The organism is Synechococcus sp. UW140 (genome assembly GCF_900474295.1).
GTDB lineage: Bacteria > Cyanobacteriota > Cyanobacteriia > PCC-6307 > Cyanobiaceae > Synechococcus_C.
Window position 1 is genome coordinate 165656 of record NZ_UCOB01000003.1, and the last position, 26100, is coordinate 191755.

The following is a 26100-nucleotide window of genomic DNA, read 5'->3' on the forward strand; positions in this document are numbered from 1 at the left end:
GTGACGGACCATAAGGATGTTCACCTACGCATTGATCTGCTGGATCCTGCGTCACAAACTCTCAAAATCGAACTGAGTTGGACTCCTGAAGTCCAAATGCAGAGGTGGACCTTGCCGATCTGGACGCCAGGTTCCTACACCGTTCGAGATCCGTCTCAACATTTACATAGTCTTGCCTTCTATCAGCACGACCAACAAGTCGAGACAAGACGTCTAAGCCCATCGCGCTGGAGCGCCAAGCTTCCTTGCCTTGAGCGGGTTCGTCTTGTGTATAAGCTTGAAGCGAAACAACTCACGGTGCGAACCAGTTTTCTCGACCCAGAGTTTGCCTCTCTGTGTCTTTCTGCTGTGTGCATGTTGGTGGATGGCAAACGTTGGGAACGCCACGTTCTCGAGTTGCTATTGCCAGAAGGGTGGCGTGGTTTTGTTCCTCTTCCTCAAGACGATTCGTTCTATATCAGTAGGGATTTTGATCAGCTTGTTGATAGTCCAGTTCATGCGGGTTCATTCGAAGACTGTGCATTTATTGTTGATGGCTGTCACCACTCGTTGCTGCTGATCGGTTCGCCGCCGACGGGCTGGCCAGACACACTTGTGGCGGATATCGAGGCTGTGTGTGGAGCCGCTGCATCGCTTATGGGTGAATCACCTCCGTCAGGTGATCGTTACCAGCTTGTGATTCAGATGCTCGATAGTGGCTATGGAGGATTGGAGCATAACGATGGGGCTGTTCTTCAGTTCGCTTGGCCTGCTTTAGCTGAACCCAATGGTTACCACCAGCTTCTTCAACTGGTGGGTCATGAATACCTGCACCAATGGAATGTTCGGCGTCTGCGTCCAAGGGAGTACATCCCTTACGACCATGGAGTTGCGGTAGTGAGTGACAGTCTCTGGTTTGCTGAAGGCATCACCAGTTACTTCGACCTTGCCCTGCCGTTGTTGGCGGGACGATCGACTCGAAAAACTTTTTTAAGAGATCTCGGCAAGGACCTTTCGCATGTCCTGCTCAGTCCAGGTGCACAAGTGCAGAGCTTGGCTGATAGTTCACGGGAAGCTTGGGTGCGTCTTTACAAATGCACACCAGCAGGAGCCGACACCCAGATCAGTTACTACAAGCTTGGGGCTGCACTTGCGTTCTGCCTCGATGTTCAGTTAAGAGCCCTAGGCGTGTCCCTTGCTCAGGTTGTCAGAGATCTTTGGCAGAGCTTTGGCCAGGTCGGCCGAGGCTACGGCCGGTGCGATATCCAAAACGCCCTGGCTGTGTATAGCCAGGAACTCGCCGACCAACTCCCTTGTTGGCTAGATCAGAAGGGCACGCTACCGATTAAGGAGTGTCTTGAACAGTTGGGATTGATCTTGCATCCGGTGTTGGCGAACACGGCCTGGACTGGCTTAACCCTTGCAGATCATCCAAAAGGAGTGCGGGTGACACGTGTGCGCATCGAGAGTCCGGCACATCATGCCAATCTCGTTGCCGGCGATGAGATTGTGGCAGTTCGTGGTCATCGCCTCTACTCAGTTGATCAGTGGACGTTGTTGCAACCAGGGGCTGACCCGATAGCGATCATCTACGCACGACGGGGACGGTTGGAAGAAACACAGGTGATTCCAGCACCCAAACACACTCAGGACTACACAGTGGAATGGAATCCTCTCGCACCCCATGAGGCCAGGGTGCTCCGCGACCGATGGCTCGAGATCCGCTGACCAGACGCTTCAAGCACTTAAGGCGACGGTTGGAAGGCCGCCATGGAATCCTCGCGATTGGATCCTTTGGCTTGATCGTTAGTCTCAGCAGTGTGATTTGGCTGAGTTCTAGCGATGTTGCGCATACCCAGTCGCACCAGCAGCCATCACTGCTTGAGCTTCTCGATCAAGTCACCAGTGGTACTCCCAAGCAGTTGGATGACTCCTCCAACCGCATGAGGCCAGATCCACCCGAGACGAACGCATGGCGTTCACCACTGGCACGCCAGTGCAAGGGAATCGACGATCAAATCAGAAAGCGTCTCGTCAAGTTGAAGTCAAGCTTCAAACAACAACGGGAACGAATTGCAATCGACCCCAGTAATTACGGCAAGCGCTACAGCGTCAATCCCTGGAAGGATTCGATTGATCCCATGCCTCGCATGGTTGTTTTACACGAAACAGCAAATTCACTCACATCGGCGATTAACACATTCAAGACTCCACACCCGAATGATCATGATCAGGTGAGCTATCACACCTTGATTGGAATGGAAGGGCGTGTTGTTGATGTGGTTGATCCACTGCATCGTGCCTATGGAGCTGGTTATTCGGCTTTTCTAGGCGAATGGGCTGTAACAAATCCTGAATTTATGGGCTCGGTTAATAATTTTGCGTTGCACCTCAGCCTGGAAACTCCGCCGGATGGCTACATCGGAGGCCGACACCATTCTGGTTATACAGAACAGCAGTACGACGCTCTTGCTTTAGTTCTAGACGATTGGATGGAAACCTTCAGGATTCCGTCAGAAGCAATCACCACTCACCAACATGTTGATCTTGGCGGTGAAAGGGGTGACCCACGCAGTTTTAACTGGAAGAAACTTCAAGTACGGATGGCGGCATTGAAGCGACTTTGTTGAAGTCAGATTGTTCTGGGCTCTGATTCCATCTGGGTGGAATAAATCAATCCATGCAGGGCCGGATCCTGCATATAGCGGAGGATACGAGCTGGATAATCAAGTTTTCCGTTATGCAGATAGGCAAGCGTTGCGATGGCCTTGGCGTCTGCAAACGATGCGCTTGCGCACAGCATGGTGGAGTCAGCTAACCGCAAGGCACGTTTGAGCCTGTGTAGTTTCCCGGCCAGGAGAGAGACATTTTGATGGGGGTCAAGCAACAGATTCCGGGCCCAAGCAATCTGCTCTTGTGAAGGATTTCGTGGCAGTCGTCCCTGATGGATCAGCTCACTGATGCCGAGTTGTGCGGGACCGTGAGTCGAGACCAAGCCTGAATGGGCAACGAAGGGCAACCCTTCTCCAGGCTTGGAATGCTGAATTTCGTCGTAAAGAATGCCAGTGAGCAACATCGGATTGATGTGGTGTTGCTCGGATTCCCTCAAAATCACAGGTTTCAGTTCGCTCAGTCGAGAGAGGGTCCTCGCACGAAGCGGCTCGAATTGATCCACACCGCTGGTGAAAAGCTGCGCCAATGGTGTTTGAGGACCATGGACACCGAAACGTCGCTGCAGATTCTCGAGTTCTTCGGCGGAGAAATCAGTGGGGTTGGCACGCTCCTGAAGGGCGTTTCCTGTCTCGGATTCCAGTGCGACCTGCGCATCGATCACCTGACCGATCGGAACGGGCGTCAGGGTTGAACGAACCAGAAAGCCTCCGGCAATGCCGCAGGCGAGCGTTGCCAAAAGGGGCGGTCTTAAGAATGGAAGGATGACGCGACCGAATGTGGCCATGGGGAGACGCTAGCTGTGCTGTCGCAGAAAATGGGCATCTGGTGAAATCGAAGATAGCTTCAAGCTGAGAGCGGCCTCGAACCCAGCGATGAGCTTCCCAGATTTCAGCGCCAACGATCCTCAGGTTCAGTGGCAGCGCTTCTGTGAACTGCTTTGGTTCCATGACGACCTGGGTGTGTGGCTGGATATCAGCCGCATGCACCTCAACCTTTCGGATCTTGAGGGGCTTCGTCCTGGTTTCGATCAGGCCTTTCGATCCATGGCTGCCCTTGAAGCTGGATCGATTGCAAACGCAGACGAACAGCGACAGGTCGGCCATTACTGGTTACGGCAACCCCAACTCGCTCCAGACCCCGACGTTCAAAGCCACATTGCCCTCGAAGTGGATCAAATCGAGGCGTTTTGTCGCTCGGTTTTGGACAAGGAGATCACCGCCCCCAACGGTCAAGCCTTCACAGATGTTCTCTGGATTGGTATCGGTGGAAGCGCTCTAGGGCCGCTGTTGATGGTCCGTGCTTTGCAAGAAGAGGGTGCTGGCCTCCCCTTCCACTTTTTCGACAATGTCGATCCCAACGGCATGAGCCGTGTGCTGGCTGGAATTGGTGAAGCGCTTCCCACCACATTGGTGATCACTGTCAGCAAGTCAGGCGGAACCCCAGAGCCGCACCTCGGGATGGAACAGGCCAGGCATCGTGTCGAGGCTTGCGGAGGACGTTGGGCAGGTCAGGCAGTCGCTATCACCATGGCCAACAGCAAACTTGATCAGAAGGCCAGCGAGGAAGGCTGGCTCAAGCGGTTTGACATGTTTGATTGGGTCGGCGGAAGAACGAGTATCACCAGTGCCGTAGGACTCGTCCCTGGTGCTCTCATCGGGTCGGAAATCAGAGAGTTTCTTGCCGGTGCTGCACAGATGGATGAAGCCACCCGTGTGTGCGATGTGCAGCGCAATCCAGCGGCGTTGATGGCTGCCTCTTGGTACGTGGCTGGGGAAGGCCGTGGCTTACGCGACATGGTGGTTCTCCCCTACCGCGATCGCCTTGAGGTGTTTAGCCGTTACCTCCAACAATTGGTGATGGAATCCCTCGGCAAACGTCTGGACCGTGACGGCAATGTGGTCCACCAAGGCATTGCTGTCTATGGAAACAAGGGTTCGACCGACCAACACGCCTATGTGCAACAGCTCAGAGACGGTGTCGACAATTTCTTTGTCACCTTTATCGAAGTGCTTCGGGATTCAAAGGAGATCCCTGAAATCAATGGTGAATACCCCGGAGATTTCCTCGATGGCTTCCTGCAGGGAACGCGTTCAGCCCTTACCGAAGGCGGTCGCCAGAGCATCAGCATCAGCATGCGTCAATTTGATGCCCGACGCCTTGGTGCTCTGATCGCTCTGTTTGAACGGGCCGTCGGCCTTTATGGCGAGTTGGTCAATATCAACGCGTATCACCAGCCTGGTGTTGAGGCTGGAAAGAAGGCTGCTGCAGCCATTCTTAGCCTTCAAGGGGAAGTGGAGAAGGTTTTGGCCGATGGCCAGGCCAGGTCTGTCAATGAAGTGCAGTCTGCAATTGGTGAGGGAACAGTGGAGGTGGTGTTCTGGATCTTGCGCCATCTCACAGCCAATGCGCGTGGTTATTCAGCGCAGGGAAGCTGGGATAACCCCGCATCACTGCGCTTCAGCAAGGTCTGATCAGCGCTATCAAGCTTCTACGACCACGATTCAGGGCACCAGATTCACCAGTTTTCCTGGCACAACAATTACGCGGCGGGGTGCCTGACCCTCAAGCCACTTCTCCGCCACATCACTGGCCAAGGCCAACTTCTCGAGCGTGTCTTTGTCGGCATCGGCTGGGACCTGGAGGCTCCCCCTCACCTTCCCCTTCACCTGAATCACAAGTTCAATCGTGTCTTGCACGAGAGCCGTTGCTTCATGCATCGGCCAGGCTTGCTGATGGACGCTGCCAGCCCCGTCGAGCCGATGCCAGAACTCCTCGGCCAAGTGCGGTGCAAACGGTGCCAATAATCGAATCAGGACTGACAGGGCCTCTTCGCGGATCGGAGGCTGAACAGTCTGAAGCTTGCCGCTCAGGGCATTCGACAATTTCATCAACTCCGAAATGGCCGTGTTGAATTGAAACTCTCCTGTCAGGTCGTCTCCAATGGCTTCAATAGCGGTGTGAACAGCACGGCGCATGGTCTGATCGTTGTCACTCAGATCGTCTGGAATCACACTGCCGTTCTGGTTAGACAGGCTGACATGCTGATCACCCTCAGCCGCAGCTGATTCAATCAGACGCCAGAGCCTCTGGAGAAAACGGAACTGACCTTCAACATCGGCGTCATCCCATTCCAGATCTTTCTCTGGAGGTGCCTTGAAGAGAATGAACATCCGTGCCGTGTCGGCGCCATAGCGGTCAATCACAGCGGCGGGATCAACGCCGTTGTACTTCGATTTCGACATCTTCTCGAACAGCACCTCGAGCACTCCACCGTCATCAGGGTCCCGCGGGTCTCCTTCATCCGTGACGAGGTTGGGAGCGACATACCGTCCGGTTCGAGGGTTTCGATAGGTCACCCCCTGGACCATGCCCTGGGTGAGGAGGCGTTCAAATGGTTCATCAATCGTCAGTAGGCCTCGATCCCGCAATGCCTTGGTAAAGAAACGGGCATAGAGGAGATGGAGGATCGCGTGTTCAATGCCGCCTACGTATTGTTTGACAGGTAGCCAGCGCTGGATGGCCTCCGACGAGAAAGGCTGCTGGTTGTTGGAGGGATCCGCGAAACGAAGGAAGTACCAGGACGAGCACATGAAGGTATCCATGGTGTCCGTTTCTCTTCGAGCAGGTTTTCCGCAACGGGGGCAGGGCACATTCACCCACTCCTCAAGTTGAGCCAGGGGTGACCCTCCACGACCTGAAAGATCGACGCCCTTTGGAAGGGAGACCGGTAAATCGTCACGAGGGACAGGAACGGCTCCACAGCTTTCGCAATGGATCACTGGGATTGGGCATCCCCAATAACGCTGTCTTGAGATCAGCCAATCCCTGAGGCGGTACTGCACTTTGGGCGTCGCCCAGCCTTCTTCTCTGCCCTTCGTGACAATGGCTTCCTTGGCGTCTTCGGATGTCAGACCATCGAACGCCCCGGAATGAATCAAGACACCTGGTTCCGTCCAGGCCTGTCCGTCATTGAGATGCTCATCAGTTCCAGGCACTTGGATGACCACACGGAGCGGAAGCTCATGGCGGCGGGCAAAGAGGAAATCTCGCTGGTCATGGGCAGGCACGCCCATCACGGCACCGGTGCCGTACTCGGCGAGCACATAATCAGCAATCCAGACGGGTAGGCGCTCTCCATTGGCAGGGTTGATCACCTCCGCTCCGATTGGAATCCCCCGCTTGGGCTGATCATCAGCTGTGCGGTCCTCGCTGCTGAGAGTGCTCATCAGATCGCGGAACGCGGTGACTTCATCACGGTGTTCCGCTGATGTGATTGTTTCGACCAGAGGATGTTCCGGGGCGAGAACGAGGTAACTGGCACCAAACAACGTGTCTGGTCGGGTTGTGAAGACTGTGATGCTTGGCTCAAGAGCGGTTTCTATCGCTGTTGAGCTCGGATCGTGAAGCGAGAAACGAATTTCTGCGCCTTTGGATCGGCCAATCCAGTTGGCCTGCATCGTGCGAACACGCTCTGGCCAACCCTTGAGAAGCGCAAGGTCATCCAGCAGGGCATCGGCGTAATCGGTGATCTTCAAAAACCATTGACGCAAGAGCCTTTGTTCCACGACCGCCCCTGAGCGCCATGACTTGCCATCGGCATCCACTTGCTCGTTAGCCAGCACGGTTTGGTCGATGGGGTCCCAGTTGACCTGTGCTTCTTTCTGGTAGGCCAGATCGCCATCAAGTAGCTCCAGGAAGAGCCATTGGGTCCAGCGGTAATAGTCCTCATGGCAGGTGGCCTGCTCCCGGCTCCAATCGATTGATAAGCCGAGTCGGGCCAGCTGGTCTTTCATCTGGTCGATATTGCGATCGGTCCAGATGCCTGGATCGATCTCCCGTTCAATTGCCGCGTTTTCTGCCGGCAGGCCAAACGCGTCCCAACCCATGGGATGGAGCACGGCATCCCCGCGCATCCGCTGCACCCGCGCGATCACGTCAGTAATGACGTAATTCCGCACGTGACCCATGTGCAGGCTCCCTGACGGATAAGGGAACATCGAGAGGGCATAGAACGGTGCGCGGCCGTCATCGAGGGGCGGAGTGACATCCAGATTGATATCACTCCAATGGTTTTGCCAGCGCTGCTCGGTCGCGAGAGGGTCGTAACGACGTTGGCCGTTGTTGGATTCAGGCAGGCTGGTTGTCGACTCGGTGCTCACGGGCAGGCTTCACCTGGGAGCGATCGTGCCACAGCCGTGATTCACGAGCTGCCTTGGTTGTTCGTTCAACCCAGTGGCCTAATCAAGGTGAGAGCCCGGCGAGTGATCAGGATTGGCTCACTGGCATCGGAACGAACGACAGCAAGAAATTCCGGATCTTGCCAGAGCAGGACACCTTCATGACTACTGCCATTCAGGAGTTCAATCCGAAGCAAACGTTGCTCTCTGGTCCATGCCTGTAGCTGACGCACACCCGGCAGACTGGGATCGAAAAGGGTGCTATTCATCGGATCACAGATACAGGAAAGAAGATTTTGAAGTTATGAACTGAGTCTAGATGCAAATGCTAAGCAAGAGCTAGAATGATTATGGTTAAGTGATCTCATCATTGCATGAGGTTTTCCTGCACTTGCTGGATTGATAGCGATATTCTCGCTCATTTTCTTGAATGCCACGTTTGATTTGGATGGCTGAATGTCACCAGTTGGTCTATATTTTAAATCCATTTTTCTTGAAGGTTCTAGGAGTATGGTTCTTTGTGTCTGCTAAAGCTTTTTCAAAGTAGGTGTGACATCGCCAACATCTTCCCTTGGCTTGAGTGTTCGACTGCTCGTTGAATGAGTTGACAGTGAAGGGCCTAGAAACACGAGCAAGGGATGATCGGAATCTGATGCAATGACTTGCTTGATCTCTCGTTCCGACCAGCCTTTGAACAAGGCGATGACGCGATAATTGCACGGATCACAACATCCTGTTCCAATCAGGCTGGAATGACTGCGTCATGAGCTTCTAAACTTGGCTGATCCAAGCCAATCAGTCAGTCAGGTGCGGTAAAGCAGTGGGTATAACGACTCGCTGAGATTCCAGACCAAGACAGGAGATGAAGGGAATGCTCTCATTCAGCAAATATCAGGGTCTCGGCAACGATTTCGTGGTGTTGGAGGGGCGCCAAGGACAGTTGGATGCCACGATCACAGGCCCAGATCCTCAATGGGTTCGCAGAATCTGCGACAGGCGTTTTGGTGTGGGAGCAGACGGAATCATCTTGGCGCTTCCAGCCGAAGCGGATGCAGAACTGCGGATGCGCATCTTCAACGCTGATGGCAGTGAGGCGGAAATGTGCGGTAACGGGATCCGATGTCTTGCACGCTTTCTTGCCGACAGCGATGGAGATGCACCAGGTCGCTCCTGGACGATCGTGACACCTGCAGGCCTGATCGTGCCAGTGCTGCAGGGCGACGGCCAAATTCGAGTCGATATGGGAGCACCTGTACTTGACCCTGGCCAGGTCCCCACAACGCTGGCAGTCGGGGAGCAGGGGCTTCCTCAAGGCCTGATTGAGTGCCATGGCGAGTCTCTTTCTGTGGCTTCGGTCGGTATGGGAAATCCCCACGTCGTTGTCCCCGTCGAGGATCTGGCCACGATCCCCTTTGATCAGTGGGGCGCAGCGCTTGAGCAAGATCCCTGCTTTCCTGCCAAAACGAATGTGCATTTCCTCCAGGTGCACGGCCCTTCATCGCTAGAAATCCGTGTCTGGGAGCGTGGGGCCGGACCGACGCTTGCCTGCGGTACAGGTGCTTGCGCCACCCTTGTGGCGGCCTATCTGCTCGGCTTGAGTGAGCACAGCGCTGAAGTGCTGCTGCCTGGTGGTCCCTTGCAGATCAGCTGGCCGAATGGCGAGGGATCGGTGTTCATGACGGGACCCGCTGAGGCTGTGTTTGATGGGGTTCTGATTCCTGAACTGGTTCCGTATTCACCAGTGCCCCGAATCGCCGAACCTGAAACTCAGATACCAAATCAATCCGATCCCAGGCCGGCAGCGGAGCTAACACCGCCATCAAAGCCAAGCTTTGATTGTTCTCATGACTGTAAGGACGAATGCCAGCGCCCTGATGATTGCCTCCAGGCTGAAGCGCAAGAACAGGTGCAATCCCTACTGGATTCGATGTCGCTCGACGCCATGATTGACTTGGCGAGCGATACCCTCGAACAGCGCACTCGTTCACGCCTCGACCGCCATCAAGGTGGCTAGTGCTTCCGGGGATATTTATCTCGACAGCTGTGCCACGTCACCGCCGAGACCAGGAGTGGTGGAGGCGATGACTGATGTTCAGACCACTGCTTGGGGCAACCCTTCAAGCCTCCATCGCCAAGGCTTGGCGGCAGCAGAAGTGCTTGAACGCTGCCGTTGGCGAATCGCATCGCAGTTGAACAGTGATATCGAGGATGTGGTCTTCACGAGCGGTGCAACAGAATCGGTTCATCTGGCCTTGCTCGGGCTTGCAGAGACACTGTCACCTGGTCGTTTGGTGATCAGCGCTGTTGAACATCCTGCTGTGATTGCAGCGGCCAAAGGCCTTGAACGGCTCGGCTGGGTTCTGGCTTATTGGCCAGTGGATCGTTATGGACGTATCGACATGGACCAGCTGGATCGCATGCTGGCTCCGCCCACAAAACTGGTGTCATTGATTTGGGGCCAAAGCGAAGTCGGCAGCCTTCAACCGATTGAAACGGTTGGCCGAGCTTGCGCTGAGCGAGGCATACCGTTCCATACCGATGCCACGCAGGTCGTCAGTCAGGGCAGACCTGACTGGCAATCATTGTCCGTGGATTTGCTCAGTGCTTCGGCCCACAAATTCGGAGGCCCAAAAGGGATTGGCTTCCTGTTGGTACGAGCACAGTGTCGCCATCGCCTCCGACCACGCCAGGGTGGCGGTGGGCAAGAACACCAACTCAGGGCTGGAACAGAGTCTGTGGCTCTGTTGGCTGGTATGGCCACAGCTCTTGAACAGTTACCGCCATGGTTGTCTCCACCAGCAGTGAGACAGGAGACGTCTGGTCATCCGATCAGTGAATTACGCGATCAATTGCTGGATGCGTTGCTCGAGGATCCCCGTCTCATGCTCACCGGCGACCGCTGGAGAAGACTGCCCCATCACATCTCTTTGCTGGCCTTCGATCACCAAGAGCGACCTCTGCCTGGTCGAGCCATCGTTCGTGCACTCAGTCAACGCGGCATTGCTGTGAGTAGTGGCAGCGCCTGCTCGTCGGGAAAGGACAGTGGCAGTTCCGTGCTGGCGGCGATGGGATTTGGACCCGAGTTGCAGCGTGCAGGACTTCGCCTCAGTCTCGGTTCCTGGATTGATCAGCAACACTTGCCTCGTGTCACGTCAGCCCTCTTCGAGGCGCTGAATGAGGTCTCGGCTCAGATCTGAAAGGTCGACACCGCGTTACCCTCCTGGCATTCTCATAAGTGACGTGAGCGCTTCCCTGCCTGCGGATCTGAAAGCTGCTGAAGCCGATGCCCTTGAGGCTCTCTTGCATGCTCTTCGAACTGGAGAAGGCCTTCGCTGGTCGGTGACCTGGCGATTCGAAGGCCTGAGAGTGATGCCGGTGGGAATCAGGTTGATGCACGCTCTACGCGATGCAGGGATGAATCCAGTGATCGCATGGTCGGACGCAGGTGCCGCTGCTTTGGCTCAGCGCGATGCACCCGAACTCGCTGATGTGTGCTGTTCCTTGAACGATCTCAAGCGAGGCAAGTTTGCTGATGAGCGCGATCGTTGTTTGCTGGCAATGGCGCCACAGCCAAGTGATTACGAAGAGTTTGAGAGCGTCTGTGACGTCTGGTCAGGCCCGGTGGTGATGCTGAATGGTCGCCTCGAGGATGCAGCTGTGGGGATTGGCAATGTGGCAAGAACGCGACGCAGAGGCTTCGTCTCAACGTGGCAGGTTGCTTATTGGCTACAACCGCTAGCCCAGGGAGCTCTTCAACGTCAGTGGCCGGATGCTTGGTGGTTGTTCCGCCAAGATGCCGATGGTCATCGTGGCGTGGCAAGTTTCGAGACTCGTCCGGAACCCGAAGCGATCGAAGCTGCCCTCTACGGCGAAAACGCGGAACTGCAACGACAGATGGGGGCCATGGATCGTTTCCTCAACGACCTGAGCAACTGAACTGCATCGCTCCGATGACGTCCTGTTGTTGGAACTGTTCAACCTCCTTAAATTGACAGCTCTGAGGGCTGGCTGATGGCAGGTGAGAACAGAACCAGAGCTGTGTCTTGGATCGATGCCGTCGCAGCAACCGTGGCACTGATCGCCCTCGCCGGCGTCATTTGGAGCCCGAAGCTGAGCAATTCCGTTGCACGAGCCACCGGGTCGATGAAATCTGTCCAAGTCAGCGTTGACGTGCGCGGTCTGCCCACTGCTGATAAAGCGAAGCTGATCTCGGATGCCTTAGCGCATGGATCCACCAGTCTCGTGATCCGCAATCAACCGGCTGGTTCGCTCACATTGCTGGAGATACAAGACATCTCAAGCAAGCTCAACACCCTCCTTCCAGACGGCACTGTGATCGAAGCTCCTGATCCGAATCGTGAACTGCAAGGGATCCTGGAGGCAAGGTTTGTGCTGGAAGGTGAGGCCACCGTTTCCGACTCAGGAATCGTGATGGCAGGCACAAAATTGAAGATCGGCTCTCCGGTTGAACTGGAGGGTCCGCGGTATCGCATCAACGGAAGTGTGAGTGGTGTGGAGATGGAGTCATGACCATCACCAAACTGTCGATTGCAGCGATCCTGCTCACCTCCCTGACGTCTCCAGCTTGGGGTGAGTCTGAACTGAGTTCGTACCTTTCAGAGACCACAGACCAGCAGCCGACGATTCCGTTGTTGGCACCACCGCCGCCGACGAGCAATCAAGCCCTTCCGCTTCTGCAGATGGGCCCTATCTGCCAGCCATTACAAACTGCCCTCAGCCGTCACGTTGGCTCTTCTAATCGAGCCTGGAGTATCAGCGTTGTTGATCCAAAAGGATCCCTGATCGGTGATGTGAACGGCAGTCGTTCGCTTGTGCCTGCTTCGAACCAGAAACTGATCACCACGGCCTTCGCCCTCGACAGGCTTGGCACAGACTTCCGACTGAGGACACGCCTGCTACGGCGTCCTGATGGGGTGATGGAGATCGAAGGACAAGGCGATCCTGATTTAGGGCTGGCAGGGGTCCAACGTTTTGCCATGGCGGCCCTTGGGCAGGGTGGAGCCCGTACCAATCCGGCTGGAACAGTTCAGTTGATGTTGCGCGAGGAACCACGTCAGCGCTGGTGGCCCGCTGACTGGCATCCAGCTGATCGTGCTGAGGCCTATGGCGCTCCGATCACACGCCTTGCACTCACGAGCAATGCTCTCGGACGTGCCATTAGCAATCCATCTGCACGGTTTCAAACCCTGATGCAACGCGAGATCGAGCGTCAGGGTGGTCAGGTGCGCATGCAGATGCTGAAAGCAGAAGAACCCAGTTCAACTCTGTTCAAGCACAGTCAGTCCAATCCTCAGCGAGGCGTCGTGCTCCACGAGGAAACGTCAGCACCGATGCATGCTTTGCTCAGCCTGGCCAATACAGAAAGTCATAACTTCACCGCGGAAGTTCTGCTGCGACAGGCTGCTGATCGTTGGGACGTCAAACAAGCTTCCCATCAAGCCATGCGCTGGATGCGATCTCAGAACTTGCCGATGTCGGGACTGAGGATTGCCGATGGCAGTGGCCTTTCACGGGGAAATCGGGTGACGAGTCGCACGTTGGCGGCGCTCCTACTGCGCATGAATCAGCATCCGCTCAGCGCTTACTACACAGCGTCAATGGCGATTGCAGGACAGCGAGGCACACTCAGGAACTACTTCCGAGGCAGCAGCCTTGAAGGCCGATTCCATGGAAAAACTGGAACACTGACAGGGGTTCGTTCCGTTAGTGGAATTCTGCAGACGAAAGATGGTCCCCGTTTTGTGAGCATGATCTCGAACGGAGCTCCGAACCCGAACAGCACAATCGGGCGGATACTCCGTTCGGTGCAGAGCTTCAGCCCGTGCCCTTCATCGATCTGATTCGTGACGCGGCACGACGGGCCCGTGAGATCGGGACAGCTTCGTTGCCGCTCCGATCTGATGCAGGGCTTCGTTGACTGGTCTCAGGATGAATGGTCTGGATCTTCACTAATTCTTGGCGTCCTGCCAAGACCACTTGGGCCATTTCCTTGAGTCGATTCTCAAGTTCTCCCAGGGTTTGTTCGGCATAACGATTGGCGCCATCCTGCACTGAGACCGCCTCCTGACGGGTTCTCTGAATCAGGCTTTCGCATTGCTGCTGGGTTTGTTGCCTGTATTGAAGGGCCTCTTGATGGAGGCGCTCGGATTCAGCCTGAGCCTCCTTCTGAACCCTCAGCCCCTCCTGTCGAACTTGTTCAAGTTCCTGCAAGGCCTGTTGGCGATTGCGATCATGCTGCTCAGCCAGCTGCCGTTTCAACTCAATCGCTTCCTGATCGAGTTGCTGACGCCGTTGTAATGCCTCTTGCTCCAATTGCTGACGGCGTGTGGCGAATTGCTGCTCGAGCTGAGAGAGCTTGGTCTGCATTTCATGCTCGATCTGGCCAGATTGCTGACGGGTCGTCTGCAGCAACTGTTCGCATTGTTGACGGGTTTGCTCACGCAGTTCGTTGACCTGTTTCTCTGCTTCCTGACGGATCGAGACTGTATTGACGAGTTGCTCACGCTGTTGCTGAGCCTTTTGAACGATTTCGTCCGCCTGATGCTTGGCAGTGGAGATGAAATCATCTCGTTTCTGGAGGAGCTGGTCAGCCTGTGTGACCTGGTTGGGCAGGGTTTCGCGAACCGCATCCAACAGTTCAACGGCGTCTTGTTCATTGACGAGCCGCCCACCACTGAATGGGATGCGGCTGCCCTCAAGCAGAATTTCTTCCAGTTGATCCAACTGGTCAAGAACTGGGAACCGCATCTCGCTCATCACTTCCTGGCCGGGAAAGGCAAATTAAAGAGCCTCGCGAGGTCATCCGCCACCACCTCGGGGACCATGTGGCTAACCGGCCCACCAAAACGGGCCACTTCCTTGACCACCGAGCTGCTCAGAAAACTGTGGTGAGCTGATGTCGCGAGGAAAACCGTCTCGAATTCAGAGGACAACGATCGGTTGGTGTGAGCGATTTGCAGTTCATATTCAAAGTCGCTCATGGCCCGAAGGCCACGGAGGATCAAATTCACGCCCTGGTCGCGAGCGCACTGGACTGTGAGGCCGTCAAAACTGATCACCTCGACGCCGTTCAGATGCTTTGTGGCGGTTCGGATTTGGTTCAACCGTCTTTCCAGGGAAAAGGCTGGTGTTTTGCCAGGGTTCTGCAGCACTGCCACGACCACGTCACCAAACAGGCTGCAGCCACGTTCGATCAAATCCAGGTGCCCGAGTGTGAGGGGATCGAAGCTGCCGGGATAAAGAGCCCTCATGGCCTGACTTGAGCTGGATCGATCCTATGCAGCGAGGGATGTCTAGATTCTCGCCATTGCTTGACGATCAACGATGACCCTGAATGCCGACGCCAAGAAGGTGCTGCTGCGCAAGATCCCTCACGGGCTTTTTATCTGTGGTGTTCGTGAAGGTGACCAAGTGAATGGGTTTACTGCCAGTTGGGTGACCCAAGGATCATTCGAACCTCCATTGGTGGTGATGGCTGTGCGTAGCGACAGCACCAGCCACGGGATGATTGAGCGCAGTGCACGCTTCTCCCTCAATGTTCTCAGGGCGGATCAGAAGGATTTGGCAGCTGTGTTTTTTAAGCCACAAGCGGGGGTAGGAGGTCGATTCGATGCAGCTCCCTATGACGAAGGGCCGCTGGGACTGCCGCTCCTCAAAGATGCCGTTGGTGGTGTGGAGTGCGAACTTGTCGGATCCGTTGCGCATGGTGACCACACCGTCTTCGTCGGACAAGTCAAAACGGCCACGCTGATTGCTGACGGCGATGCCCTCAACCTGGCCTCCACGGGCTGGAACTACGGAGGATGAACGTTCTTTGCCGCCGTGGCTGCGACTGAACCGCTGCTGACTCATGCAGAGCGCCTCGAGCGAAGGCTGAAGGAGATCCCTCCGGAGCCCGGCTGTTATCTGATGCGTGATCGCGAGGACCGCATCCTGTACGTGGGCAAGTCCAAAAGCTTGCGTAGTCGGGTTCGTAGTTACTTCCGTCATCGCAACGATCTATCACCAAGAATTCGCCTGATGACCCGTCAGGTCTGTGAGATCGAGTTCATCGTGACCGATAGTGAGGCAGAGGCTCTGGTTCTTGAATCGAATCTGATCAAGAATCATCAGCCGCATTTCAACGTGCTCCTCAAGGATGACAAGAAATACCCTTACCTTTGCATTACATGGAGTGAGACTTATCCGCGGATCTTTATCACCAGACGACGTCGCTTCCGCAGCCCTTTAGATCGGTTTTACGGCCCTTATGTTGATGTTGGCCTACTGCGCCGCACCCTTTTTCTTGTCAAAAGAGTCTTTCCATTGCGCCAACGTCCTCGACCATTATATGCCGATCGCACTTGCTTGAATTATTCAATCGGCCGGTGTCCAGGGGTCTGCCAGCAGATGGTTAGTTCAGATGATTACCACCACACCTTACGGAAGGTGGCGATGGTTTTTCAGGGGCGCAGCGATGAGTTACAGACTCTGCTTTCTGACCAGATGACGCGGTACGCGGAGCGACTTGATTACGAGTCGGCAGCAAGGATCAGAGATCAATTGCAAGGGTTAGATCAACTCACGGCAGATCAAAAAATGAGTTTGCCAGATTCATCGGTTAGCCGAGATGTTCTGGCCTTGGCTAGCGACGAGCGTGTTGCTTCGGTTCAGTTATTTCAGATGAGAGCAGGCAAGCTTGTTGGCCGTCTTGCTTACACCGCCGATGCTCAGGATCTTGAACCTGGCCAGATTCTTCAAAGAGTGATTGAGGAACATTACAGCCAGGTTGAAGCTGTTGAAGTGCCTCCTGAATTGCTGGTGCAGCACCCGATCCCTCAGCATCAGCTCATGGAGGAATGGCTGGCAGAACAACGGGAGCGAAAAGTGGTGATTCAATGTCCTCAGCGTCGTCAGAAAGCAGATTTGATTGAGCTGGTGCAGCGCAATGCAGAATTCGAACTTCTCCGTGCTCAGCAAGGACAAGAGCAGCAGGCCTTGGCGACGGAAGACCTTGCACAGTTGTTGGAGCTCCAAACACCTCCAAGGCGAATCGAGGGTTACGACATCAGTCATATCCAGGGCAGTGATGCTGTGGCATCGCAGGTGGTGTTCATCGACGGTCTTCCAGCCAAACAGCATTACCGCAAGTACAAAATCCGCAGCAGCAGTATTCGCGCTGGACACAGTGATGACTTCATGGCGATGGCTGAGATCATGCGCCGTCGTTTCCGGCGCTGGGCTCGGGTCAAAGCGGAAGGTGGCGACATCGCTGCCCTTCGCAAGACAGGAGGCAGTGCTCTTCAGACTGACGGACTCAACGACTGGCCCGATGTCGTGATGATTGATGGGGGAAAGGGTCAGCTTTCAGCTGTGATGGAGGCTCTGCGTGAACTCGATCTGGTTGAAGATCTGAACGTGTGCTCCCTAGCCAAGCAGCGGGAGGAAATCTTCTTGCCTGGCGAGAGTGAACCTTTGGAGAGTGAGCCTGACCAGCTCGGTGTGGCCTTACTCAGGCGATTACGCGATGAGGCTCACCGTTTTGCCGTCAGCTTTCATCGCCAGCAAAGGGGGCAGAGGATGAAACGATCACGGCTCTCGGATATCCCAGGGCTGGGTCCGAAACGAATCCGCGAACTGCTCTCTCACTTTCATTCCATCGACGCCATCCAGCTGGCGAGCTTGGAACAGCTGACGGCAGCACCTGGCGTAGGCCCTGGAATGGCACAGCAGATCAGGGCTTATTTTCACCCTGATCATTCCGATGACAATTTTCCTGAGCAGCACTCTGATCCCTGCCCTAATGCTTGAAAGAGGTTTAAAGCACCAGCTTGAATTCACCCTCAGACGTTGTTTTAGGGCTCTATTGTTGGTGATCATTGGCATCTTGCTGGTATGGCCATCCGAGGCTTTCGCCGCTCCAGGCTTATGCACTGGTCCGGTCTGCGCCGACGCGATCACAAGGAGTGCCAAAAACCATTGGCAATTGCTTTTGCGCCTCGAAGATCAACAGGGGCATCGTGAAAAGGTTGTGATGGACTGCAAGGCAGGGGAGCTCAGTCCAATGGCAGGTCTCGTTGACCGCGGTTATGCCCGTGCTCTTGGCCTGAGACTGTGCCGATACGTGGCCTAATTCATTCAGATATCGGCTCCTGAACTTTGGACATCACTCTGATCTATCCACACCAATTGTTCTGTGACCATCCGTCGTTACGACAAGGACGTGCCGTCGCTCTGATTGAGGACCCACTCCTGTTTGGAACCGATCCAAGCTCGCCAATGCGCATCCACCGCCAGCGGGCTCTGTTGCACCGAGCCTCGATGGAGTCCTACGCGGACGATTTGCGAGGCCAGGGCTTCGAAGTGATCGTTCAGCGCCACCATCTCGCGAGGCAAAGCAGCGGTCATCTAAGGATTCTCTGGAACAAGGGTTATCGCTCGTTTTATATGGCTGATCCGGTGGATCATCGCCTGGAGCAAAGGATTAAAACGACAATCACAGAATTTGGCGGGAACCTTCAGCAGGCTGAGACGCCAATGCTATTAACGCCCGAATCAGTATTGAACGATTACTTTTACCAGGGTCGGAAACCGTTGATGGCTGGTTTTTATGCCATGCAACGCAAACGCATGAATGTTTTGCTCACACCTGAAGGCACACCCCTGGGTGGTCAGTGGAGTTTTGATGCTGACAACCGCAAGCGACTGCCGAAGGGAATCTGTGTTCCGACGGAACCCCAATGCGATCACAACAATCAGCTTGGCGATAGTCTCAGGCAGCTGGAGAACGAAGGCTTAACACTTGTTGGATCCGCCGATCGCTTCATCTACCCAATTAATCACCGCCAAGCGGCTGCTTGGCTGGATCAATTTCTAGACGAACGCTTTTACCACTTCGGTGACTATGAGGATGCTATTAGCAGTCAACACCGGGTGCTTTGGCATGGGGTGCTCACACCGATGCTCAACATCGGTTTGCTCACACCAAGTCAAGTGCTGAAGCGTGCACTGGAGGTCGCTGAAGATAGGGCCATCCCTCTTAATTCGTTGGAGGGATTTGTCCGCCAAATCATTGGTTGGCGTGAGTTCATCGCCGCGATGTATCGCCACCATTCTGATCGAATGCGCGACACGAATTTCTGGAATTGTGACCAGAAGCCGATCCCAAGCGCATTCAGCAATGGAACCACCGGAATAGTGCCAATCGATGATGCCATTCATCATGCTCTTGATACCGGCTGGTGCCATCACATTGAGCGTTTAATGTTGATTGGTAACATCATGTTTCTGTGCAGCTTTCACCCTGATCGTGTCTATCAGTGGTTTATGGAGATGTTCGTGGATGCCTATGACTGGGTGATGGTTCCAAATGTCTACGGGATGAGTCAGTTCGCTGATGGAGGCCTGTTCACAACAAAGCCCTATCTCTCAGGTTCGAACTATGTGCGCAAGATGTCCAACTACGCCAAGGGACCCTGGTGTGAGATTTGGGACGGGTTGTTTTGGAGTTTCGTTGCACGGCATCAGCAATTTTTCCGCGGTCAGCCCCGCTTAGCGATGATGGCCCGAAACCTTGATCGGATGGCCCCCGACACCCTGAAGAGCCATCAACAACGGGCATCACAGTTTCTTGACGAGTTGAGCTGAGTGGTCTCTATGGTTTTGGCGTTCGCCTCCCAGCCATGACCCTCCCAGCCGAGGCCTACCTGTGGTTCAAGACCCTTCACATCGTTGGGGTTGTGGTGTGGTTCGCCGGACTCTTCTACCTCGTGAGGCTTTTTATCTATCACGTGGAAGCCGAGGAGCTATCGGCTGAGTTGAAAGGCCCCTTTCAGCAGCAGTACTGCTTGATGGAGCGTCGCCTGGCCAACATCATTACCACCCCTGGAATGGTTGTGGCCGTTTCCATGGCCGTCGGCCTCTTGATCACGCAACCAAGTTGGCTGCATCAGGCCTGGATGCACGCAAAACTTGCCTTTGTCGCCGCGTTACTGGCCTATCACTGGTTTTGCTATCGGCTGATGGGCCAGTTGCAACGTGGTGAGTGTCGATGGAGTGGACGACAGCTACGAGCACTCAATGAACTTCCCACCCTGCTCTTGGTGATTGTGGTGATGCTTGTGGTGTTTAAAAATCAGTTCCCGACAGGAGCTGCCACCTGGTTCATGGTTGCGTTGGTGGTGTTCATGGCCGCGTCAATACAGTTTTATGCACGCTGGAGACGGCTTCGTCAGGAGGCTGCCGCCACGAGCTCCGAAGCCAATGTCGGCTGATCACCATCCACTCCGGCCGGTTCTCGAGACGGTCGGATCTCAGAGCTGTCCATCAGCTCTCAATTTTCATTGCCACACCCTCTGCAGTGATGGAAGCTTGGAACCCCTGGCCTTAGCCAAACAGGCCGTGGAACAGGGTCTCAATCACTTGGCAGTGACCGACCACCACAGCTCAGCAGCGTTTCTGCCGATGCAGGCCTGGCTTGAGGCACAACGTCTACTCGGCACAGCAGTGCCACAGCTTTGGACTGGGATGGAGATCAGTTGCCTGCTCAAAGGGTGTTTGGTTCATGTTCTGGCCCTGGGCTTTGAGCATGGCCACCGGGCCTTGCATGTCTACAACCAGGGGGATGCTGCCGTGGGTGTACCACTGCGTGCAGATGCTGTGGTGGATGCCATCCACGCTGCAGGCGGATTGGCGATCCTTGCCCACCCCGCTCGTTACAGGTTGAGTCACACACTGCTGATCGAGGCAGCAGCGCTCACTGGCATGGATGGTGGGGAGGCTTGGTATGACTATGAAATGCAAGGCCGCTGGCAGCCAACACCGGTGGTGTGTGAATCGATCGATCAGCACTTGAAAAAACTTGGCCTTTTGCGTACGTGTGGCACAGACACCCACGGGCATGACCTCAAAGGCCGCTAAAATGGTCGACGCACCAGACTGAATCAGGCATGGGCATCTTCGACCGTCTGCGGAAATCGGGCTCTCAAGAGGCCGGCGGCAATTCTGGGGGAAAGCAGAAAGCTGCAAAGAAGGATGATTCCTTCTTCCTTGACAGTGACTCCTCCTCCTCCTTGGGCGACCGTAATTACATGCGTGAGGCCAAGACCATTCGTCGCACCTTTCCTGGCTCAGCGGACAGCCCAGGCAACAAGGAGCTTGTGACTGAGGTGGATGCCATGGGGCTCAAGGTTGAAGCGATGACGGAAGGATTAGGAGGAAGCACCGTCGAGGACAACGTCACCTCCGTCACAGGCGGAGTGCCTAAGCCTGTCAAGAAGACGTTTGCAGAGGCGATGAGCAAACAGGAGCTTCAACAGCGCTTGAAGGGCAGTGCAATCAATGGAACAAACACCCGTGCCAGTGCAGATGCGGCACCAGCTGCTCGAAAAGCCGAGTTGAAACCAGAAACCACGACCACGACCACGGCCACAAGCCAAAAGGCGGCCAAGTCGTCCAGGCCTGGTTCGATTGATCCGTTCATGAGCATGGCCCAGAACCTGGATACCTGATTCAACCGAAGCTGCCGTTCTCCACGGCCGTTTCGGCCTGGAGAACCAGCTTGCGAAGCCTTGCAAGTCTGAGCGGATCGACGCTGCTCCACAATCCACGATTCGCAGCTTCCAAAAGACGTTCAGCCATATCTCGAAGCGCCCATGGATTGTGTTGCATGAGGAAGTCACGAGCTTCCGACGCATCTAACCAGTGCGTCTGCAGAGCGTCGTAACACCAATCAGGAATGACTCCAGTCGCAGCATCGTATGCAAACAGGTAGTCGAGGCTTGCCGCCATCTCAAAGGCTCCCTTGTAGCCATGTTTCTGCATGCCTCTCATCCAGCGAGGATTGAGAAGACGGCTGCGCATCACCTTGTCGATCTCTTGTTCGAGACGGTGGATCCGAAGTCGTTCCTGACGGGAATGATCTGCAAACCAAAGGGCCGGGCTCTTGCCATTGATCCGTGTCACAGCCGCAGCAAGTCCGCCATGGAACTGGTAGTAATCATCGGAATCGAGCAGATCGTGTTCGCGATTGTCCTGGTTATGCAAGACCACTTGCACCCTGGAGAGACTGCGTTCTAAACCGGATCGATCCTTCTGAGGCTCAAGAGATCCGTCGTAGCTCCATTGGCTCCATTCCAGATAGGCCTCGCCAAGATCACTGCGCTCTTCCCACTGTCCTGAGTCAATCAACGCCTGGAGACCAGCTCCGTATGCACCTGGTGCCGATCCAAAGATCCGCGGCTGATGTCCCTGGTTACGGGATAGAGCCGCTAAGGGGTTCATGGCTTCCGGTTCATCCAGATTGGCTACGAGAGATTGGGCGCGACTCACCCACTCAATTAAATGAGGGAAAGCGTCTCGGAATAAGCCTGAAATCCGCAGGGTGACATCCACCCGTGGACGCCCCAACAAACTGAGAGGAATCAGCTCGAGATCGATCATGCGTCGGGTGGGACCGTCCCACACCGGGCGAACGCCCAACAGCGCCAACAGTTGACCAATATCCTCCCCACCGTTGCGCATCGTGGCGGTCCCCCAGACGGACAGGGCAAGATGTCGCAGTGGTTCACCTTGCTCCAAGAGATAAAGGTCGAGTAGGCGTTCGGCACTTCTGCGACCAAGACCCCAGGCCGCCTCTGTGGGCAAACCACGCAGATCGACAGAATAAAAATTTCGGCCAGTCGGGAGGACATCAGGCCGACCACGTGTTGGCGCACCAGAGGGGCCACTGGCAAGACGGCGGCCCTCGAGAGCACGAAGCAGCGCCTTCTTCTCCTGGCTTGCACAAGCCTGAAGACGGGGGATCAGGTTGTTGCGAAGGTTGAGCAACACCGGGTCAGTCCCTTCATCCAGCCATCGTTGAACCGCGTGATGCAGGGGAGGCGATGGCTCTTGGTCAGGACGCTTGAGCAAGCAACGAAACAAGAGTGCGGCTTGAGCTTCCAGCCAGGCCACACCGTCAGCCACCCGTCGATGTCCACTCGCCTTGAGTTGGATCAACAGTGCCTGGTCATCGTCACTCAGTGCGTCACCGTCTTCATCGGACCATGGATCGTGATCAAGACCGACGACAGATGCCAGCCGCTGCGTCAAACCAACACCCTGCGCGGTTGGTGCTCGGCTAATGGCGATGAGGAGCTCTACAAGTGCGTCCGGATCCGGAATGGTGCCAAGACGATGCAAGCCAGTACGAATCTGAGCTTCCTTCAGTTCACAGAGATAGGCCTCCACTTGATCCAGACAGTCAGTCCAAGCTGAGCTGGAGAAGAGGTCAGGCTGTGACGATCCAACCAGCAGCTCAGCCGGTAATCCAGGCCAGTTGAGCGTCTTCAGTAGTGAGAGCAGTTGCCGATTCAGCTCCAAGCCACGGTCTGCATTCAGCTGATTGGCTTCGACATATTCATCAAGCAGAGCTTCCAGACTTGCCAGAGAGCCATAAGCACCAGCACGTCCAAGTGGAGGTGTGAGGTGATCGAGGATCACGGCATGGCCACGACGCTTGGCTTGAGATCCTTCTCCTGGGTCGTTAACGATGAATGGATACACGTGGGGGACGGGACCTAGGGCGAGCTGAGGTCCACACCCCTCGCCGAGGCCAACGGATTTACCGGGAAGCCATTCCGCACTGCCATGCTTGCCGAGGTGCACAAGCATCTGGGTGCCGTGTACCAGCCGCATCCACAGGTATTGGGCCAAATAACGATGGGGAGGGGGCAGATCAGGTGAGTGCAGATCACTGAGTTGATCAGGGTCATAACCGCGACTTGGCTGAACCAGGACGCACACATGTCCAAGCTTCAAGCCATGAATGGGAAACCCTTCCTCTTCCAGTTCGAGAGCCTGATGGGCTGGGCCCCATCGCGCTTCGATCGTCTCGCGAGCATCAATTGGAAGCGTGGCCCACCAGTTCAGATAGTCACTAAGGGGAAGATGGGTGAGCGGTGGAAGATGATGGCTTTCCGGGTCATTGGTACGAGAGGAAAGGAGGCTTGCCATCAGAGCAGTCGACGACTCTGGTAAGTCCTCCTGGCCAAGCGTGTATCCGGCGTCTTGCATCCAAGTGAGCACATTGAGAAGACTTGCCGGGGTGTCGAGGCCGACCCCATTCGCCAAACGCCCGTTACGAACCGGGTAATTGGCCAGGACCAAGCCGACGCGCCTTTGCTCGACAGCGGTTTGCTGGAGATTGACCCAGGCTCGAGCATGCTCTGCAAGCCAGGAGAGCCCGAGCTGATCCGGCACCGTTGTGTGGACAGCTGTGGCAAGGCCTTCATGGGCCAGGTCAACCTCACGAAAACCACCGATTCGGGTGGTGATACGCCCATCTAGCTCTGGAAGAACCACCTGCAGAGACAAATCCAGGGGGTCGAGACCACGAGTGGACTTCGACCAGACGCTGCGGGGTTTGCTGCTGCTGAGCACCTGAAGCACAGGGCGATCCAGCTGATCCCATAGTGGAGCTCCGAATCCTGCCTGTTCGAACTGCACTGAGGCGAAGGAGGTGGCAGTGATCACCACCTCAACGTGCTGTTGCTCGAACAGATTCAGCACCCCTTCCTGGACCACAGGATCACGCAGGCTGCTTACCCAGAGGGCTCGAGGCACCAGTCCGCGTTGACGGAGAGCCTTGAGCAACGCCTCGGCCATAGCCTCATCGCCTGATCGCGCTAAGGCCCTATACAGCACAACACCCACTCGTGCGCCTGAGGCCTCCTCCCACTGCCAAGGTGAGGGGTCTGGCATGCAATGGGGAACGAGCGTTGACGGATCTTGTGTCTTGCCCAGCAAGACGGAATCAAGAGCTTTGAGCAGAGTGATCAAATTCTGGCCACCGCCTTCTCGCAGCAACACAGCCAGCTGATCACTTAAGACCTTTGGGATCGACCCCAGCGGATGCAACGCATCATCTTGATCTGGGGTTCCAGCAAGCACGACGAGATGACGATGATCTCGGTCTTGCTGCCATTTCTGCAGTTGATCAAGTCCGTAGGACCAATGGCCGCGACCGCCGAGCAGTCGCACCACAATCAGCTGGGCATCCTGGGCAGTAACGCTGAGGTAATGATCAATCTGGGCTGGGTGTCCGAGGCTGGCCAAGGGAAGGGCTCGGATCCGATTGTGCCAAGAGACAGCCTCAGGCCTGGAGAGGCAATGCGCTAATGCTGTGAGGTCGGTGACAGCGCTAGAGAGCAGCAGTACAGGTGCTGGAGGTTGCTCAACGAGCGTGATTGCGTCGTCGAAGTCGGCCCCTGGGAGGCTGCTGAGTCGATGCATCTCTCCATTGAAGACTGCAGAGGTGCGGGGGCGGGTGAGAAGATTTGGCCATCGGCCGTTTCAGCCATGCATCAGTTTCTGCCGTTCGCCTGGTTTGAAGGCCGGTGTGTGCGATTTGAAGACGCGAAAGTTTCGATCGCAACCCATGCCCTGCACTACGGCACAGGGGCATTTGGCGGTATGCGCGCCATCCCTGATCCGGTTCGACCTGGGGGGATGTTGCTCTTCCGTGCCGACCGTCACGCCCGCAGGCTGAGCCAGAGCGCAAAGCTTTTACTGGCTGACCTGAGCGAGACCACGGTGATGGAAGCTCTTGTTGCCGTACTCAGAGCGAACAAACCCACAACGCCCATCTACCTGCGGCCTTTTGTTTACACCAGCGATTTAGGCATCGCACCACGTCTGCACAACATCGAGACTGATTTTCTGATTTACGGTTTAGAGCTCGGCGATTATCTCTCCCCGGAAGGTGTGAGTTGCCGAATCAGTAGTTGGACAAGGCAGGAAGATCGCTCACTTCCTTTGCGTGGCAAGATCAGTGGTGCATACATCACAAGCTCACTTGCCAAAACAGAGGCCGTCACCAGCGGCTTCGACGAAGCCCTGCTCATGAATACGCGGGGGAAGGTCAGTGAGGCCAGCGGCATGAATCTATTTTTGGTTCGCGATGGTGTCCTGATCACCCCTGGTGTTGATCAAGACATACTGGAGGGAATCACACGCTCCAGCGTGATTGAACTGGCGAAGCACATGGGATTGGAGGTGATCGAACGCCCCGTTGATAAAACAGAACTCTGCATCGCCGATGAAGTGTTCCTGACAGGAACTGCGGCGAAAATCACTCCCATTCGTCAACTCGAATCCACAGTTTTACCGACAAACCGACCGGTGATGGATGCTTTAAGACAACGTCTGGTGGCGATTACAGAGGGGAGAGACCCTGAATTTGGCCATTGGGTGACCAGGATCGAACTCGAACCCTAGGGATCAGTTTTGGCTC

General features: G+C 55.5%; 22 protein-coding genes. 16 read left to right on the forward strand and 6 right to left on the reverse strand.

Annotated features, from left to right (window positions below):
- Both DXY10_RS01005 and DXY10_RS01010 read left to right on the forward strand, forming a co-directional pair.
- Entirely contained in the window at positions 1-1707 is a 1707-nt protein-coding gene (locus tag DXY10_RS01005; protein WP_244281854.1) for a signal protein PDZ, read from the forward strand.
- Positions 1689-2609 (forward strand): N-acetylmuramoyl-L-alanine amidase, encoded by a 921-nt coding sequence (locus tag DXY10_RS01010; RefSeq protein WP_115015061.1) that lies wholly within the window; start codon positions 1689-1691, stop codon positions 2607-2609. The genes DXY10_RS01005 and DXY10_RS01010 overlap by 19 nt, the downstream gene beginning before the upstream one ends.
- Before the next feature lie 2 nt (positions 2610-2611).
- On the opposite strand, the gene DXY10_RS01015 is transcribed toward DXY10_RS01010, so the two are convergent.
- Positions 2612-3436 carry a helicase DnaB gene (locus DXY10_RS01015; RefSeq protein ID WP_244281855.1) on the reverse strand — a complete coding sequence of 275 codons (825 nt, stop codon included), beginning with the start codon at positions 3434-3436 and terminating at the stop codon, positions 2612-2614.
- A gap of 88 nt (positions 3437-3524) precedes the next feature.
- Here DXY10_RS01015 and DXY10_RS01020 point away from each other — a divergent pair, with 88 nt between their 5' ends.
- The gene (locus DXY10_RS01020; protein WP_115015064.1) at positions 3525-5123 is read left to right on the forward strand and encodes a glucose-6-phosphate isomerase; all 1599 of its coding nucleotides are present in this window, start codon (positions 3525-3527) and stop codon (positions 5121-5123) included.
- A 30-nt stretch (positions 5124-5153) separates the two neighbouring features.
- On the opposite strand, the gene leuS is transcribed toward DXY10_RS01020, so the two are convergent.
- Positions 5154-7811, reverse strand: a complete 2658-nt coding sequence (gene leuS, locus DXY10_RS01025; protein WP_115015067.1) for a leucine--tRNA ligase — start codon at positions 7809-7811, stop codon at positions 5154-5156.
- Between the two features lie 65 nt (positions 7812-7876).
- Complete coding sequence (locus tag DXY10_RS01030; RefSeq protein ID WP_115015070.1) at positions 7877-8098, reverse strand: hypothetical protein; 222 nt, start codon at positions 8096-8098, stop codon at positions 7877-7879.
- Between the two features lie 602 nt (positions 8099-8700).
- On the opposite strand from DXY10_RS01030, the gene dapF reads away from it, so the two are divergent.
- The 5 genes from dapF to dacB all read left to right on the forward strand — a co-directional run bounded on the left by dapF (position 8701) and on the right by dacB (position 13690).
- Positions 8701-9843 carry a diaminopimelate epimerase gene (gene dapF / locus DXY10_RS01035; protein ID WP_115015073.1) on the forward strand — a complete coding sequence of 381 codons (1143 nt, stop codon included), beginning with the start codon at positions 8701-8703 and terminating at the stop codon, positions 9841-9843.
- Positions 9836-11026, forward strand: coding sequence for a cysteine desulfurase family protein (locus DXY10_RS01040; RefSeq protein WP_115015078.1), 1191 nt, complete (start codon positions 9836-9838; stop codon positions 11024-11026). The genes dapF and DXY10_RS01040 overlap by 8 nt, the downstream gene beginning before the upstream one ends.
- 43 nt (positions 11027-11069) lie before the next feature.
- The gene (locus DXY10_RS01045; protein ID WP_244281856.1) at positions 11070-11765 is read left to right on the forward strand and encodes a DUF1995 family protein; all 696 of its coding nucleotides are present in this window, start codon (positions 11070-11072) and stop codon (positions 11763-11765) included.
- A 75-nt stretch (positions 11766-11840) separates the two neighbouring features.
- Positions 11841-12359: a DUF4330 domain-containing protein gene (locus DXY10_RS01050; RefSeq protein ID WP_115015084.1), complete on the forward strand. Its 519-nt coding sequence runs from the start codon at positions 11841-11843 to the stop codon at positions 12357-12359.
- Positions 12356-13690, forward strand: coding sequence for a D-alanyl-D-alanine carboxypeptidase/D-alanyl-D-alanine-endopeptidase (gene dacB / locus DXY10_RS01055; protein WP_115015087.1), 1335 nt, complete (start codon positions 12356-12358; stop codon positions 13688-13690). The genes DXY10_RS01050 and dacB overlap by 4 nt, the downstream gene beginning before the upstream one ends.
- On the opposite strand, the gene DXY10_RS01060 is transcribed toward dacB, so the two are convergent.
- A complete protein-coding gene (locus tag DXY10_RS01060) occupies positions 13665-14606 on the reverse strand; it encodes a hypothetical protein (protein ID WP_115015090.1) in 942 nt (313 codons plus the stop codon). The genes dacB and DXY10_RS01060 overlap by 26 nt on opposite strands.
- A complete protein-coding gene (coaD, locus tag DXY10_RS01065; RefSeq protein ID WP_115015093.1) occupies positions 14606-15100 on the reverse strand; it encodes a pantetheine-phosphate adenylyltransferase in 495 nt (164 codons plus the stop codon). The genes DXY10_RS01060 and coaD overlap by 1 nt, the downstream gene beginning before the upstream one ends.
- A 73-nt stretch (positions 15101-15173) precedes the next feature.
- On the opposite strand from coaD, the gene DXY10_RS01070 reads away from it, so the two are divergent.
- Genes DXY10_RS01070 through DXY10_RS01100 form a run of 7 tightly spaced genes read left to right on the forward strand, consistent with a single transcriptional unit; the run spans position 15174 to position 21337 of the window.
- Positions 15174-15656: a flavin reductase family protein gene (locus DXY10_RS01070; protein WP_115015096.1), complete on the forward strand. Its 483-nt coding sequence runs from the start codon at positions 15174-15176 to the stop codon at positions 15654-15656.
- Positions 15657-15671: 15 nt separating this feature from the next.
- On the forward strand, positions 15672-17639 hold the full coding sequence (gene uvrC, locus DXY10_RS01075; RefSeq protein WP_115015099.1) for an excinuclease ABC subunit UvrC: 1968 nt from the start codon (positions 15672-15674) through the stop codon (positions 17637-17639).
- Positions 17632-17961, forward strand: coding sequence for a hypothetical protein (locus DXY10_RS01080; protein WP_170955649.1), 330 nt, complete (start codon positions 17632-17634; stop codon positions 17959-17961). The genes uvrC and DXY10_RS01080 overlap by 8 nt, the downstream gene beginning before the upstream one ends.
- A 26-nt stretch (positions 17962-17987) precedes the next feature.
- Positions 17988-19475, forward strand: a complete 1488-nt coding sequence (locus DXY10_RS01085; RefSeq protein WP_115015102.1) for a cryptochrome/photolyase family protein — start codon at positions 17988-17990, stop codon at positions 19473-19475.
- 35 nt (positions 19476-19510) lie between these two features.
- On the forward strand, positions 19511-20101 hold the full coding sequence (gene hemJ, locus DXY10_RS01090; RefSeq protein WP_115015106.1) for a protoporphyrinogen oxidase HemJ: 591 nt from the start codon (positions 19511-19513) through the stop codon (positions 20099-20101).
- Positions 20091-20747 (forward strand): PHP domain-containing protein, encoded by a 657-nt coding sequence (locus tag DXY10_RS01095; RefSeq protein ID WP_115015109.1) that lies wholly within the window; start codon positions 20091-20093, stop codon positions 20745-20747. The genes hemJ and DXY10_RS01095 overlap by 11 nt, the downstream gene beginning before the upstream one ends.
- 29 nt (positions 20748-20776) lie before the next feature.
- Entirely contained in the window at positions 20777-21337 is a 561-nt protein-coding gene (locus DXY10_RS01100) for a hypothetical protein (RefSeq protein WP_115015112.1), read from the forward strand.
- Position 21338: 1 nt separating this feature from the next.
- On the opposite strand, the gene cobN is transcribed toward DXY10_RS01100, so the two are convergent.
- Positions 21339-25100, reverse strand: coding sequence for a cobaltochelatase subunit CobN (gene cobN, locus DXY10_RS01105; RefSeq protein ID WP_115015114.1), 3762 nt, complete (start codon positions 25098-25100; stop codon positions 21339-21341).
- Positions 25101-25166: 66 nt separating this feature from the next.
- On the opposite strand from cobN, the gene DXY10_RS01110 reads away from it, so the two are divergent.
- Positions 25167-26084 (forward strand): branched-chain amino acid transaminase, encoded by a 918-nt coding sequence (locus tag DXY10_RS01110; protein WP_115015354.1) that lies wholly within the window; start codon positions 25167-25169, stop codon positions 26082-26084.
- Positions 26085-26100 lie beyond the last annotated feature (16 nt).